This window comes from Roseomonas sp. CECT 9278 (genome assembly GCF_918698155.1).
GTDB lineage: Bacteria > Pseudomonadota > Alphaproteobacteria > Acetobacterales > Acetobacteraceae > Neoroseomonas.
The window spans coordinates 93,756-108,392 of the sequence record NZ_CAKKLX010000008.1 but is presented as its reverse complement, the minus strand read 5'-3'; the positions used below and the strand labels follow the sequence as shown (position 1 = coordinate 108,392).

The 14,637-nt window shown below is 70.6% G+C and carries 10 protein-coding genes, 1 tRNA gene and 2 pseudogenes; 1 reads left to right on the top strand and 12 read right to left on the bottom strand.

From position 1 onward, the window contains the following. Positions 1-41: 41 nt before the first annotated feature. From LQ222_RS07795 to LQ222_RS07755, 9 genes and pseudogenes are all read right to left on the bottom strand, one after another. A complete protein-coding gene (locus LQ222_RS07795; RefSeq protein WP_230165593.1) occupies positions 42-1,274 on the bottom strand; it encodes an ABC transporter substrate-binding protein in 1,233 nt (410 codons plus the stop codon). Positions 1,275-1,340: 66 nt separating this feature from the next. Beyond that, positions 1,341-2,564: an ABC transporter substrate-binding protein gene (locus LQ222_RS07790; RefSeq protein WP_230165592.1), complete on the bottom strand. Its 1,224-nt coding sequence runs from the start codon at positions 2,562-2,564 to the stop codon at positions 1,341-1,343. Between the two features lie 173 nt (positions 2,565-2,737). After that, the gene (locus tag LQ222_RS07785; protein WP_230165591.1) at positions 2,738-3,976 is read right to left on the bottom strand and encodes an ABC transporter substrate-binding protein; all 1,239 of its coding nucleotides are present in this window, start codon (positions 3,974-3,976) and stop codon (positions 2,738-2,740) included. Between the two features lie 70 nt (positions 3,977-4,046). After that, positions 4,047-5,288 (bottom strand): ABC transporter substrate-binding protein, encoded by a 1,242-nt coding sequence (locus LQ222_RS07780; RefSeq protein ID WP_230165590.1) that lies wholly within the window; start codon positions 5,286-5,288, stop codon positions 4,047-4,049. A gap of 54 nt (positions 5,289-5,342) precedes the next feature. After that, positions 5,343-6,089 (bottom strand): ABC transporter ATP-binding protein, encoded by a 747-nt coding sequence (locus LQ222_RS07775; RefSeq protein ID WP_230165589.1) that lies wholly within the window; start codon positions 6,087-6,089, stop codon positions 5,343-5,345. Continuing rightward, on the bottom strand, positions 6,082-6,855 hold the full coding sequence (locus LQ222_RS07770) for an ABC transporter ATP-binding protein (protein WP_230165588.1): 774 nt from the start codon (positions 6,853-6,855) through the stop codon (positions 6,082-6,084). The genes LQ222_RS07775 and LQ222_RS07770 overlap by 8 nt, the downstream gene beginning before the upstream one ends. Positions 6,856-7,072: 217 nt before the next feature. Beyond that, positions 7,073-7,858: pseudogene (gene tig, locus LQ222_RS07765) on the bottom strand (trigger factor); the annotation flags it as partial. Positions 7,859-8,494: 636 nt separating this feature from the next. After that, positions 8,495-8,911, bottom strand: a pseudogene (locus tag LQ222_RS07760) (trigger factor); the annotation flags it as partial. A 40-nt stretch (positions 8,912-8,951) separates the two neighbouring features. Continuing rightward, positions 8,952-9,036 (bottom strand) — tRNA-Leu (locus tag LQ222_RS07755). 431 nt (positions 9,037-9,467) lie between these two features. Here LQ222_RS07755 and LQ222_RS07750 point away from each other — a divergent pair. Then, positions 9,468-9,716 carry a DUF2171 domain-containing protein gene (locus tag LQ222_RS07750; RefSeq protein ID WP_230165587.1) on the top strand — a complete coding sequence of 83 codons (249 nt, stop codon included), beginning with the start codon at positions 9,468-9,470 and terminating at the stop codon, positions 9,714-9,716. Positions 9,717-9,791: 75 nt separating this feature from the next. Here the strand turns inward: LQ222_RS07750 and LQ222_RS07745 are convergent, their stop codons facing one another. The 3 genes from LQ222_RS07745 to LQ222_RS07735 form a co-directional block, all read right to left on the bottom strand. Then, positions 9,792-12,176, bottom strand: coding sequence for a 1-deoxy-D-xylulose-5-phosphate synthase N-terminal domain-containing protein (locus LQ222_RS07745; protein ID WP_408906405.1), 2,385 nt, complete (start codon positions 12,174-12,176; stop codon positions 9,792-9,794). 242 nt (positions 12,177-12,418) lie between these two features. Continuing rightward, positions 12,419-12,568, bottom strand: coding sequence for a hypothetical protein (locus LQ222_RS07740; protein ID WP_230165586.1), 150 nt, complete (start codon positions 12,566-12,568; stop codon positions 12,419-12,421). Between the two features lie 160 nt (positions 12,569-12,728). Then, the gene (locus tag LQ222_RS07735; protein WP_230165585.1) at positions 12,729-14,180 is read right to left on the bottom strand and encodes a malonyl-CoA decarboxylase; all 1,452 of its coding nucleotides are present in this window, start codon (positions 14,178-14,180) and stop codon (positions 12,729-12,731) included. Positions 14,181-14,637 lie beyond the last annotated feature (457 nt).

The window sequence follows — 14,637 nt, the reverse complement described above, 5'->3', positions numbered from 1 at the left end:
CGCCGGTGGTTCGGCGCCGCCGCGTGGTCATCGGTGCAGGATCAGCTGCGCACCAGCGAGCAATTGCCCTCCGCCATCGGGCGGAAGGCGTCGTTGCCGGCGGTGGTCTGCAGCAGCTTGTAGTAGTCGTACTGGCCGCGGCTCTCGGCCGGCGACTTCACCTCGAACAGATAGGCCGGGTGCAGCTTGCGCCCGTCCTGGCGGATGCTGCCGGGGCCGAAGCAGTCATCGTCGCAGGGCATCGCCTTCATGCGCGCCACCACCTCGGCGCCATTCGCCTTGGCCTGCGCCACGCCCATGTCGGCCACCGCCTTCAGGTAGTGCAGCACCGAGGCGTAGCCGCCCGCGTGGTTCATGCACAGCGGCACGTTGGGCTGCAGGTTTGCGCGCACGCGGTTGGTGAAGGCGCGGGTGCGGTCATTGAGGTCCCAGTAGAAGGTCTCGGTGCAGATCAGCCCCTGCGTGGCTTCCAGGCCCAGCGAATGCACGTCCGGCATGAACATCAGCAGCGAGGCCAGCTTGATGCCGCGCCGCGTCAGCCCGAATTCCGCCGCCTGCTTGATGCAGTTGATGGTGTCGCTGCCGGCATTGGCCAGGCCGATGACCTTGGCGCGCGAGGTCTGCGCCTGGAGCAGGAAGGAGGAGAAATCCGACGTGCCCGGAAACGGCGTGCGCACCTGCCCCAGCACCCGCCCGCCGGCCTGGCGGACGAAGTTCGCGGTGTCGCGTTCCAGCGCATGGCCGAAGGCATAGTCCGCCGTGATGAAGTACCAGCTGTCCCCGCCCGCGCGCACCGTGGCGCCGCCGGTCGACTTCGCCAGCATGTAGGTGTCGTAGGTCCAGTGCACGAGGTTGGGCGAGCAGGCGCGCCCCGTCAGGTCCGACGTGGCGGAGGACGAATTGACGTAGACCTTGTTCTTCTCGCGCACCACGTCGTTGACCGCGAGCGCGACCGACGACGCCCCGCCATCGACCAGGCAATCGACGCCGTCGCGGTCGAACCAGGTGCGCGCGATATTGGAGCCCACATCCGCGCGGTTCTGGTTGTCGGCGAAGGTGACTTCGATGTTGAAGCCGCGATTGGCGAATTCGGCGGCAGCCTGGCGCACGCAGGCCAGTTCGTTCGGCCCCGTCACGTCGCGATAGGTGCCTGAGAAGTCGCACAGCAGCGCGATCTTGATGGTGTTGGCCGCCTGCGCGCGGGCGCGGGTGAACGGCAGCCCGCCCAGTCCTGCGCCGGCGGCCAGTACGGTCCGGCGGTTGATCTCGGTCATGTCGTGGTGTCCTTCCCTGTGGTGTTGCCGCGTCTTGATGCGCGTCGATCGTGGTGCGGCGGGCTGTCAGCTCCGCACGAGCGGGCAGTTCCCCTCGGCGAGCGGGCGGAATGCCTCGTTGGCCGGCGTGGTCTGCAGCAGCTTGTAGAAATCCCACGGGCCGGAGCTCTCGGCCGGCGACTTCACCTCGAACAGGAAGGACGGGATCAGGCGGCGGCCATCGGCGCGGATGGTGCCAGTGCCGAAGCAGTCATCCTCGCTGGGCGTGGCCTTCATGCGGTTGATCAGTTCGAGGCCCGAGGCCTTGGCCGCCGGCACGCCCATCGCCGCCACGGTCTTGAGGAAATGCAGCGTCGCCGAATAGCAGCCCGCATGGATCATGTTCGGGTAGTTGGTCGGCGTGCGGCGGATGACGCGCTGCGTCCAGGCGCGCGTCTTGTCGTTGGTGTTCCAGTAGAAGGATTCCGTGCAGACCAGCCCCTGCGCGGTCTGCAGGCCGATGCCCTGGACGTCGTTCACGAACAGCAGCAGCGCCGCCAGCTTGATGCCGCGCCGCGTGATGCCGAATTCGGCGGCCTGCTTCACGCAGTTGGCGGTGTCCGCGCCGGCATTCGCCAGGCCGATCACCTTGGGCCGCGCCGCCGCCGCCTGCACCAGGAAGCTGCTGAAGTCGGTGGTGCCGGGGAAAGGTGTCCGCACCTGCCCCACGACCCGCCCGCCCGCGGCGCGCACGAAATTCGCGTTGTCGCGTTCCAGCGCATGGCCGAAGGCATAGTCGGCCGTGATGAAGAACCAGCTGTCGCCGCCCGCGCGCACCATCGCCCCGCCGGTCGACTTCGCCAGCATGTAGGTGTCGTAGGCCCAGTGGATTGTGTTGGGCGAACAGGCGGGGCCGGTCATGTCCGCGGTGGCGGAGCCGACATTCAGGTAGGCCTTGTTCTTCTCCCGCGCGATCTGGTTGACCGCGAGCCCGACCGACGACGTCGGCACGTCGACGATCACATCGACGCCCTGGTCGTACCATTGGCGCGCGATGTTGGAGCCGACATCGGGGCGGTTCTGGTGGTCGGCCTCGACCACTTCCACGGTGAAGCCGTGGCTGGCGCCGAACTCGGCCACTGCCTCGCGCGTGCAGGCAACCGAGGTCGGGCCGGTATTGTCCCGGTAGGTGCCCGACATGTCGGTCAGCACGCCGATGCGGATCGTGTTCGCCTGCGCGCGGGCGCGGCTCAGCGGCGCGATCGCGGCGGCGGTGCCGGCGGCCAGGGCACTGCGGCGGGTCAGCTCCATCGGGACATCCTCCTGTTGATTGTCGTCGTCCCCGGGCTGGGTTGGCTCCCGCCCGGGGCGTCAGGCACGGCATCCATCGGGACTGCGTGGCCCGATGATCGGCGCCGCCGCGTCCCGCGGCCCGGCCCGGCCTTCAAGCACGGGCCGGGACGGCAGGCGCAGCGGCGCGCGCGTCAGCTCCGCACGAGCGCGCAGCCACCCTCCGCGAGCGGGCGGAACGCCTCGTCGGCCGGGGTGGTCTGCAGCAGCTTGTAGTAGTCCCAGGGACCGCGGCTCTCGGCCGGGGTCTTCACTTCCAGCAGGTAGGCCGGGCAGAGCCGGCGGCCATCGACGCGGATCGACCCCGCGCCGAAGGCATCGTCCTCGGTCGGCATCGCCTTCATGCGCGCGACGGTCGCCGCGCCATCGGCCTTGGCCGCCGCGACGCCCAGTTCCATCACCGCCTTCAGGTAGTGCATCGCACCCGAATAGCAGCCGGCCTGCGCCATGCCCGGGCGCAGCCCCTGCGGCATGTTCGGCACGACGCGGCCGGTGAAGGCGCGGGTACGGTCGTTCAGGTCCCAGTAGAAGGTCTCGGTGCAGACCAGCCCCTGCGCCGTCTGCAGGCCCAGCGAATGGACGTCCGAGATGAACATCAGCAGCGCGGCCAGCTTCACGCCGCGGCGCGTGACGCCGAATTCGGCCGCCTGCTTGATCGAGTTGATGGTGTCCCCGCCGGCATTGGCCAGCCCGATCACCTTGGCGCGCGACGCCTGCGCCTGCACCAGGAAGCTGCTGAAGTCGGTGGTGCCCGGGAAGGGCGTGCGCACCTGGCCCAGCACGCGCCCGCCGGCGGCGCGCACGAAATTGCCGGTGTCGCGTTCCAGCGCATGGCCGAAGGCGTAGTCGGCAGTGATGAAGAACCAGCTGTCGCCGCCCGCGCGCACCATCGCGCCGCCGGTCGACTTCGCCAGCATGTAGGTGTCGTAGGTCCAGTGCACCGTGTTGGGCGAGCAGGCCGACCCCGTGAGGTCCGAGGTGGCGCCCGAGGAGTTGATGTAGACCTTGTTCTTCTCCCGCACGACCGTGTTCACTGCGAGCGCGACCGAGGAGGTCGGCACGTCGATGATCATGTCGACGCCATCGCGGTCGATCCACTGGCGCGTGATGTTCACGCCGACATCCGGGCGGTTCTGGTGGTCGCCCACCACGACTTCCACGTTGATGCCGCGCGCGGCCAGGCCAAGGTCGGCGATCGCCTGGCGCACGCAGACCACCGAGCCCGGCCCGTTCACGTCGCGGTACAGGCCGGACTGGTCGTTCAGCACGCCGATCTTGATGGTATTGGCGGCCTGCGCGCGGGCGCTGCGCCAGGGCAGCGCGCCGGCAGCCGCGCCGGCGGCCAGCATTGCGCGACGATTGATCCCGGTCATTCGTATCTCCCTCGATCGGCAGGTCCGGGCGCGCGGGGCCATCCCCGCCGCGCCGTTGTGATGGGCTGGTTCAGCTGCGCGCCAGCGCGCAATTGCCATCGGCCACCGGGCGGAAGGCCTGGTCGGCGGGCACGGTCTGCAGCAGCTTGTAGTAGTCGTAGGCGGCGCGGCTTTCGGCCGGCGCCTTCACCTCGAACAGGTAGGCGGGGTGCAGCTTGCGCCCATCGGCGCGCACCGAACCGGGGCCGAAGGCGTCGTCCTCGGTCGCCATTGCCTTCATGCGCGCGACGGTCGCCGCGCCATCGGCCTTGGCCGCGGCAACGCCCAGTTCCTTCACCGCCTTCAGGTAGTGCAGCGTGGCGGAATAGCAGCCGGCCTGCACCATGGTGGGCGGCGCCTGGTTGGGCATGCGCGGGCGCACGCGGGTGGTGAAGGCGCGGGTGCGGTCATTGAGGTCCCAGTAGAAGGTCTCGGTCAGCACCAGGCCCTGCGCGGTCTGCAGCCCCAGCGCATGCACGTCGCTGAGGAAGACCAGCAGCCCCGCGAGCTTGATGCCGCGCCGCGTCAGCCCGAATTCCGCCGCCTGCTTGATGCAGTTGGTGGTGTCCGCCGCGGCGTTCGCCAGGCCGATGACCTTCGCGCGCGACGCCTGCGCCTGCAGCAGGAAGCTGCTGAAATCGGTGGTGCCCGGGAAGGGCGTGCGCACCTGGCCCAGCACGCGCCCGCCGGCATTGCGCACGAAATTCGCCGTGTCGCGTTCCAGCGCATGGCCGAAGGCGTAGTCGGCCGTGATGAAGAACCAGCTGTCGCCGCCCGCGCGCACCATCGCGCCGCCGGTCGAATTCGCCAGCATCCAGGTGTCGTAGGTCCAATGGATGGTGTTGGCCGTGCAGGCCGCGCCGCTGAGGTCCGACGTGGCGGCCCCGGAATTCAGCATCACCTTGTTCTTCTCGCGCACCAGCTGGTTCAGCGCGAGTGCGACGGACGACGTCGTGCAGTCGGTCAGCATGTCCACGCCGTCGCGGTCGATCCACTGCCGCGCGATGGTGGAACCGACATCGGGGCGGTTCTGGTGGTCGGCCTCGATCACCTCGACATTGAAGCCCTGGGCGCCGAATTCCTGCACCGCCTGGCGCACGCACACGGTCGACCCCGGCCCGCCGAGGTCGCGATACAGCCCCGAGCCATCGCCCAGCACGCCGATCTTGATGGTATTGGCCGCCTGCGCGCGCGCGGCGCGGTAGGGCAAGGCGCCCCATGCGGCGGTCGCGGCGGTGCCGGCGAGGATGCCGCGACGGGTGGGCTGGCTCATGGAATACTCTCCTGGACGTCTCGGCGCGATGCGCCGTGGTGTGGCGCGGCGCGGTCAGACGCCGAGATACTGGTGCAGCCGGTCCATCGAGGATTCGAGATCCTCGTTGCGGACCATATCCACCACGCGGCCATGTTCCATCACGTAGTGACGGTCGGCGACGGTCTGCGCGAAGCGGAAGTTCTGCTCGACCAGCAGCACGGTGAAGCCGCGGCGCTTCAACTCGCGGATGGTGCGGCCGATCTGCTGCACGATGACCGGTGCGAGGCCTTCCGAAGGCTCATCGAGCAGCAGCAGCTTGGCACCGGTGCGCAGGATGCGCCCGATCGCCAGCATCTGCTGCTCGCCGCCCGACAGCTTGGTGCCCTGGCTGCGCGCGCGTTCCTTGAGGTTGGGGAACAGCTCGTAGATCTCGCTGACCGGCAGCCCGCCAGGGCGCACCACCGGCGGCAGCATCAGGTTCTCGGTCACGTCCAGCGAGGCGAAGATGCCGCGCTCCTCCGGGCAATAGGCGATGCCCGATCGCGCGATGATGTCCGACCGCGCGCCGATCAGCTCGCGCCCCGCGTAATGCACCGACCCCGACCGCTTCGGCACCAGCCCCATGATGGACCGCAGCGTCGTGGTCTTGCCCGCGCCATTGCGGCCGAGCAGCGTGACCACCTCGCCCTCGCGGATGTCCAGCGTCACGCCGTGCAGCACGTGGCTTTCGCCGTACCAGGCCTCCAGGCCCTTCACGACCAGCAGGGGGGAACCGCCATCCTGGGCGGCGATCGGCAGGGTGGCGATGGCGTCAGCCATGGGCGGCCTCCGTCGCGGGGGCTTCGCTGCCGAGATAGGCGGCGATCACATCCGGGTTGCGCGCGACCGTCGCGTAGTCGCCCTCGGCCAGCACGGAACCGCGCGCCAGCACCGTGATGGTGTCGCACAGGCCCGAGACGACCTTGAGGTTGTGTTCGACCAGCAGCACCGTGCGCCCGGCCGCCACGCGCCGCACCAGCGCCACGATGCGGTCCACGTCGTCATGCGCCATGCCGGCGGTCGGTTCGTCGAGCAGCAGCATCACCGGGTCGAGCGCCAGCGTGGTCGCGATCTCGAGCGCGCGCTTGCGGCCATAGGGCAACTCGCCGGCGGTCAGGTTGGCGTAGCCCGACAGGCCGACATCCTCGAGCAGTTCGCGGGCGCGCGAATCGTAGGAGCGCAGCACCGCATCGGACCGCCAGAAGTCGAACGACCCGCCGCGCTGGCGCTGCAGCGCCACGCGCACATTCTCGAGCACGCTGAGGTGCGGAAACACCGCCGAGATCTGGAACGACCGCACCAGGCCGAGCCGCGCCACCTGCGCCGGCTTCATGCCGGTGATATCGCGCCCGTCGTAGCGGATGGTGCCGCGCGTGGGCGGCAGGAACTTGGTCAGCAGGTTGAAGCAGGTGGTCTTGCCCGCGCCGTTCGGGCCGATCAACCCGTGGATCGTGCCGCGCTTCACCGACAGGTTCACGTCGTTCACGGCCACGAAGCCGCGGAACTCCTTCGTCAGGCCGCTGGTTTCCAGAATCGCGTCAGCCACGCTTGAACCGCTCCCCTACCCGCCGGCCTGGATGGCCGATCGCACTTCGGTACTGCGATGTAGGCGAGGCGCGGTGCGCCGCGCAAGCCGGCCGGCGCGACGCGCATGAATTTCCACGCGCCGCGCGCTGCATTGCCCTGCGGCCGCGGCGCCTGCACGAAAAAGGGGCAGCCGGTCGCCCGGCCGCCCCCCGTCATCCCGGCACCGCCCGCCCGGTTCAGGCGACGGCGGCGGAGAGTTCCTCCGGCGTCACCTGGCGGTCGCTGACCTTCGCGAGCTCCAGCATGAAGTCGACGACCTTTTCCTCGAAGATCGGCGCGCGCAGGTTCTCGGCGGCCTGGGGGTTCTTGCGGAAGAACTCCAGCACCTGCTGCTCCTGGCCCGGATAGCGCGAGGCCTCCTGGCGCACGGCGCGGGTCATCTCCTCCGGGCCGACCTGCACGTTGTTGGCGCGGCCGATCTCCGACAGCATCAGGCCGAGGCGGATGCGACGCTCGGCGATGGTGCGGTATTCGGCCTTCAGCGTCTCCTCGTCCTTGCCCTGGTCGTCGGCATCGAGCCGCCCGGCCTTGAGGTCGGCCTCGACGCGCTGCCAGATCTGGGTGAACTCGGCCTCGACCATGCCCTCGGGCACCGGGAAGGAGGCACGGTCGGCGAGCACATCCAGCAGCGCGCGCTTCACCTTCATGCGCGACAGCGCGTCGTATTCGCGCTGCAGGGATCCGCGAATCGCATCCTTCAGCGCCGCCAGGTCGGCCATGCCGACGGCCTTCGCCAGGTCGTCGTCGATCGCGACCGGCTTGCGCGCCTTCAGCGCCTTGGCGGCGATGGTGAAGCGGGCATGCTTGCCGGCCAGGTCCGCCGATCCGTAGTCGGCCGGGAAGGTCACATCGATGTCGCGGCTGTCGCCAGGTGCCATGCCGACCATCTGCTCGGTGAAGCCGGGGATGAAGCCCTGGCCGCCCACTTCGATCGGCATGTCGGTCGCGGCACCGCCGGCGAAGGCCGGGGCCTCGCCTTCCTCGGCGCCGGCCACCACGCGCATCGGGCCGACGCGCAGCGTGAGGTCGACCACGGCGCCGGCCGGGACCGGGACCTCGATCAACGGGCGGGCGAAGGCCAGCGTCGCGTCGTCCGCCAGCGTGAAGGTCGCGCGGTCGCCATGCGGGTTCAGGCTGCAATTGGCGCGGGTCGATCGCAGGAAGGCGTCGGCCGAACGCTCGTTGAAGCCGAAATGCGCGGACATGGCGCTCGGCAGCGCGCCGGCCGCGACATGCGCCTGCACCGACAAGGTATAGACGCCGCCGGGCTTCACCGCGAAGCCGTTGGGCCGTGCCGCAAAGACGCGGATGTAGCCGTCGACGGTCGCGGTGCCGCTTACCTTGGCGTCGAAATACGGCAGGCCGCGCTCGGTGCCGATGGCGTCCACCACGCTGGCGAGCCCCGTCGAGACATCGACCGACCATTCGCCGGGGACCTCGCCCGGGTTGCCGGGGCGCGCGCCCAGGCCGATGCCGTTCTTCAGCAGGTTGACCGGCAGGCGGCCGGTGAAGTCGCAGACCAGGATGTCGCCGGTGCCGGCGGCGCGGGGCTCGGCATCCTCCAGCGTGCCGTTGCGCTCGGCGATGGAGGCCAGCGCCTTGTCGATCGCCTCGTCGGTCGGCTCGGTCTTGAGGCGCTCGAGCTCGATGCCGGCGAATTCGGGCATCGGCACCTCGGGCAGCACCTCGAGGTCCATGCGGAATTCGAGGTCGGCACCCTCGGCGAAGTTCACGATGTCGATCTTGGGCTGCAGCGCCGGCTTCAGGCCGCGGTCGGTGACCACCTGGCGCGAGGCGTCCGACACCTGCTGTTCCAGCACCTCGCCCAGCACGGCGGCGCCGTAGCGCTGCTTGACCACCGACATCGGCACCTTGCCGGGGCGGAAGCCGGGCATGGAGACGGTCTTGGCGATCTCGGCCAGCCGCTTGTCGCGCGTGGTGGCGATGTCGCCCGCGGTGACGACGACGGAATAGGCGCGCTTCAGCCCGTCATTCGCGAGCTCGGTGACCTGCATCGAGAGACTTCCAACAGCTAGAGAAAACCGGCGGCGCCTTTGGTGCGGGCGAAGGGATTCGAACCCCCACGGCTTGCGCCACCGGAACCTAAATCCGGCGTGTCTGCCAGTTCCACCACGCCCGCAAGGCGCCATTGGGCGGCAGGGCCGGGGGTTTAGCGCAGGATGGCGGGGTTTCCAAGGCGGTTTGGGCGGCCCTGCGCCGGCAAGCGGCCAGCCCGGCATGCGGCGCGCCGATGCGCCCGCGCCGGCCGGCCTGGCGGCAAGCCCCTCCCGGCGGAGGAACGGCGGCCCGCCGGCGCCACGCCCCGCCGGCGCCGCGACGCAGCGGGCATGTCGGATCGCGCGGGCGCGCCCAAGGCGTCGCCGGCGGCAGGGTGGATTCGGTCGGCGCGGCGGACACGCCGCGTCGCCCACAACGCCGCGCCACAACGTCCGCCGCCGCGCCCGGCCCGCGTTACAACACGCTTCCGCGCGTGGGCGCATCCCCTGCCCCGCCCGCACGTTCCTTCGACGGGACCGCACACGGGTCTCTTGACCGAACAGGAGAGAACGCATGAGCGCACACGCCAACCAGATCCGCGAGCACATGAGCGTCGTCGGCAATGACGGCCAGAATGTCGGCACGGTGGACCGCGTCGAAGGCGATCGCATCAAGCTGACCAAGGGCGACGACCAGCAGCACCACTACCTGCCGCTGCAGTCGGTGCAGGGCGTCTCGGGCCAGCAGGTCCAGCTCAACTGCTCGGCGCAGGAGGCCCGGCAGTCGGCATCCGGCGAGACGAAGCAGCGCCAGCAGCAGTAGCGAATGGCGGGGCGCGGTCGGCCACGGCCGCGCCCCGGACTGCCGCCGCGACAGCCGCGCGCGTGCCGTTCCGGGTCAGCCCAGCAGCGCCTCCGCACACGCATCCAGGATCGCGTCGGTATCCAGCCCGTATTCCCGATACAGGTCCGGGATATCGCCCGCCTGCCCGAACCGATCCACGCCCAGCGGCACCACCCGCTGCCCGCGCACCGCGCCCATCCAGGCATGCGCCGCCGGATGGCCGTCCAGCACCGTGACCAGCGCGGCATCGCGCGCCAGCGGCGCCAGCAGCCGTTCGACATGCGACCCCAGGCGCACGCCGCTGCGCGCCGCGCGGCGCGAGGCCAGCCAATCCGCGTGCATGCGGTCGGGGCTGGTGATGGCCAGCAGGCCGGCGGCCGGGTCCTCGCCGCGCAGTTCCTCGAAGGCGGCGACGGCCTCGGGCGCGACCGCGCCCTGGTAGGCGATGGCGATGCGCGCACCAGGCGCCGGCGGCACCACCCAATGCCCGCCCGCGATCACCGCGGCGGGGTCCAGCGGTCGCGCCGGCTGCTCCAGCCCGCGCGTCGACAGCCGCAGCCAGACGGCCGAGCCATCCGGCTTCTGCATGTGGTCAAAGGCGTGGCGCAGCAGGATGGCGAGTTCATCCGCATGCGCCGGCTCGAAGCTCGCCAGCCGGTCCGCCGCCATGCCGATCAGCGGCGTATTGACCGACTGGTGCTGCCCGCCCTCCGGCGCCAGGGTCAGGCCGGACGGTGTGGAGACCAGCAGGAAGCGCGCATCCTGGTAGCAGGCGTAGATCAGCGCATCGAGGCCACGGTTCACGAAGGGGTCGTACACCGTGCCGACCGGCAGCAGCCGCGCGCCATACAGGCGGTCCGCCAGGCCAAGGCCCGCCAGCACCAGGAACAGGTTCTGCTCGGCGATGCCCAGTTCGACATGCTGGCCCTCGGGCGACATGCCCCAGCGCTGCGCGGAGGCCAGCTTGGCGTCGCGGAACACGTCGTTCTTCTTGTGCCGGTCGAAGATGCCGCGCCGGTTCACCCAGGCGCCGAGATTGGTGCTGACCGTCACATCGGGGCTGGTGGTGACGATACGCCTGGACAGGTCCGCGAATTCGCCGCTGCCGCGTCCGATCTCGGCCAGGATCTCGCCGAAGGCGGCCTGGGTGGACTGCTTGCGGCCCTCGGCCACCTTGGGCGCCGCGAAGACCGCCGGCACATGGATGGTGGGCGAGGCCAGCCGCCGCCCCGCGGGTGTCAACGGCTGCGCGAAGGGGATGTCGGCCAGGAAGTCCCGCAATTCGGCCTCGGGAATGTCGAGGCCCTCGAACAGGTCCCATTCATGGCCGGGGCGGATGCGCATCAGCTCGCGGAAGCTGCCCATCTGCTCGCGCGTCATCAGCCCCGAATGGTTGTCCTTGTGGCCGGCGAAGGGCAGGCCCATCCCCTTCACGGTATAGGCGATGAAGCAGGTCGGCTGGTCGCCCTCGGCATCCTGGGCGCGGAAGGCGTCGCCCAGCGTCTCGATGTCGTGGCCACCGAGGTTCGTCATCAGTGCGGCCAGTTCGTCATCGGTCAGCGGGTCGATGATGGCGCGGATGCCCGGGATGCGGCCGAGTTCCGCCAGCACCGCCGCGCGCCAGGCGGCCCCGCCCTGGAAGGTCAGCGCGGCATAGAGGCTGTTGGGGCAGTCATCGATCCAGCGGCGCAGGTGTTCGCCATCGGGCCGCGCGAAGGCGGCTTCCAGCTTGCGGCCATATTTGATGGTGACGACGTTCCAGCCCATGTCGCGGAACAGGCCCTCGATCCGGCCGAACAGCCGGTCGGGCACCACGGAATCAAGCGACTGCCGGTTGTAGTCCACCACCCACCAGACATTGCGGATGTCGTGCTTCCAGCCTTCCAGCAGGGCTTCGTAGATGTTGCCCTCATCGAGTTCGGCATCGCCGACCACGGCCACATGGCGGCCGGCGGGCAGCCCTTCGGGCGCCAATTCGTGCAGCCGCACATAGTCCTGCACCAGCGACCCGAAGGAGGCGAGCGCCACGCCCAACCCGACCGACCCGGTGGAGAAATCGACCTCCGCCCCGTCCTTCACGCGCGAGGGATAGGGCTGGATGCCGCCGAAGGCGCGCAGCGTGGACAGCCGTTCGCGGTCCTGCCGCCCCAGCAGGTAGTTGATGGCATGGAAGACCGGCCCGGCATGCGGCTTCACCGCCACGCGGTCTGCCGGCTTCAGGATGCCGAAATACAGCGCCGAGAGGATCGACACAGACGACGCGCAGGAGGCCTGGTGCCCGCCCACCTTCAGCCCGTCGCGGTTGGGGCGGATGTGGTTGGCGTGGTGGATCATCCAGGCCGACAGCCACAGCAGCTTGCGCTCCAGCGCGTGCAGGATCTCGACGCGCCGCGCCGCATCCGGCGTGTCCAGGCGCTGTCCCCTGCCCTGCACGGTCATCCGCATCCCCCCGCCACATCCGCCGCGGAGTATGGGCGTTCGACCCGGCGCCGAGAAGGCCGCCGCCGCCGGGCGTCGCTGCCGCGATGACGGAGGTCGCCGCCGGGCGGCCCCGCCTGGCGGCATGGCGGCTTCGCGCCCCGCGACGCTGCCCGCGCCGGGGTGCGGCGCGCCGCCCGATGCCGCGGCCCGGTGCTCGGGCATCGTCCGCGAGTGCCGGTGCCGGCGCGACGGCCGGTCGGTCAGCCCAGGCCGCGGCGCAGCGGAAAGGCGACCGGATCGCCGCCGCGCCTTGGCCGTGGCGGGGCGGCGCGCCGCGCGACCACGGTCGCCAGCAGGACCGGCGCGGCCGCGAGCAGGAGCACGAAGGCGAATTGCGCGAGTGGCACCATGGGCGTCTTCCCTGTCGAGGCGACCCGTTGTGGCGGAACGCCGGGATGCCCGCCGTGTCCCGGATCACCTCGCCCATGCCGCAGCGCAGCGCGCACGCAGACCATTCGAGAACGCCGACGGCGTGGGAACGCGCCGCCCCACGCCGTCCCGAACGGTCGGTCAGCCCTTCGCCAGCTTCTTCAGCGCCGCCGAGACCGCGCGCTTGCCCTCGCCGACATACCCCTCGTGGTTCTCCTCGATGCGGTCGGGGTCATAGACGTAGTTCACCATCAGCCCGAGCGCCTGGCGCATGCCATTGTCCGAGGTGTCGCCGCGCCAGTTCAGCCGGTCGATCCGCGCGCCATTGGACAGGTGGAAATGCGCCACCGGGTCGCGCGCGCGCCCGGCGCGGCCCGGCGTATCCTCCTTGGCCAGGTAACGCGCGCACAGGCGTGTCAGCAGCGGCTCCAGCACCTTCGCGGCCGCCTCGTCGCGCGACCAGCCACGCCGCGCGATCAGCCGCTGCAGCGCCGCCACCGCATCGTCGGTCCGCAAGGCCGCGGGTTCGGCCAGCGCCTCGGCCTGCGGGGCCGGCAAGGCCAGGCTGGGCGGCGCGGCGGTGAGCAGCGCCTTGCGCTCCTCCTCGCTCAGCGCCACCGCGCCGGTCGCGAGCGCGCCATCGAGCCACCGCCGGAAGCCCGGGATCGGCGAGAGCGTGCCGAAGGCCTTGAGGTTGCGGAATTCGTCGGACAGCAGCCCGACCACGCGCTTGATCAGGAAATTGCCGAACGAGATGCCATCCAGCCCGCGCTGGCAGTTGTTGATGGAATAGAACACCGCGGTATCCGCGCTGCGTGGGTCGAGCACGGGCGCTTTCTCATCCAGCACGCGCTGCACGCTGTCCGACATGCCCTGGACCAGCGCGACCTCGACGAAGATCAGCGGCTCCTCCGGCATGCGGGGATGGAAGAAGGCATAGCAGCGGCGGTCGGAATCGAGCCGGTTGCGCAGGTCGCGCCAGGTGCGGATACGGTGCACCGCCTCGTACTGGACCAGCTTCTCCAGGATGATGGCGGGCGAATGCCAGTCGATCCGGCGCAGCTCCAGGAAGCCCACGTCGAACCAGGCGGCCAGCAGGCCCTTGAGGTCGGTCTCCAGCGCCTGGAGCAGCTTGTCGCCGTCCATGCGCGCCAGCAGGTCGGCGCGCAGGTCGACCAGGAACTTCACCCCGTCCGGGATGGCGGCGAAGGCGGTCAGCAGCCGGATGCGCGGCGGCTCCAGCGCGCGCCGCAGCCGGGCGGTGGCCACGGCACGCTCGGCCGCATCGGCCGCGGCGACGACCTTCTCCATGGCGCGGGCGACGGCATCGGCATCGGAATCGAAGAAGGCCAGCGCGCGCAGGAAATCGGTGCGCCCAGGGCCATCGAGCGTGCGGTAGGCCTCGGCCAGGCCGGCGGCACGGTTGCGGGCGGAGACCTCGCCGCCGCGGGCTTCCAGGCAGGCGGCCAGGCGGGCGGCCAGGTCGGGGTCGGGATCGGCCACGCCGACCGCGGCGGCGACGTCGCGCCACAGCGTGGTGACGCGCTTCATCGCCCTGTCGATCAACCCGGCCTGCACCGCGACGTCTGACATGCGCCACCCCGTTTCCCGTCGGGGTTGAAACCTAGCGACACATACCGTGAAGCGCCAGGATTTCAGCAGGCGGGTGGGCGGATGCGCGGCAAGACCGCGTCACCGCCAGTGCTGCAACCGGCGCGCGCGACGGCGCTTACCGCAACCAGCGCGCGTCACCGCGCGCACCGATACCAGCGCGCGTCACCGCGCGCACCGATACCAGCGCGCGTCACCGCGGCCATCGATACCAGCGCGCGTCACCGCGGCCATCGATACCAGCGCGCGTCACCGCGGCCATCGATACCAGCGCGCGTCACCGCGGCCATCGATACCAGCGCGCGTCACCGCGCGACGCTCGCCGGCACCCGGCACGACAAGGCCGCGCCACCCTGCGGTGCGCGGCCCTGCCAGACGCATCATCACACCCTGCCGTGCCTCACCTGCGATCGCGCCGGCCGGCGCAGCTGTGCGCGCG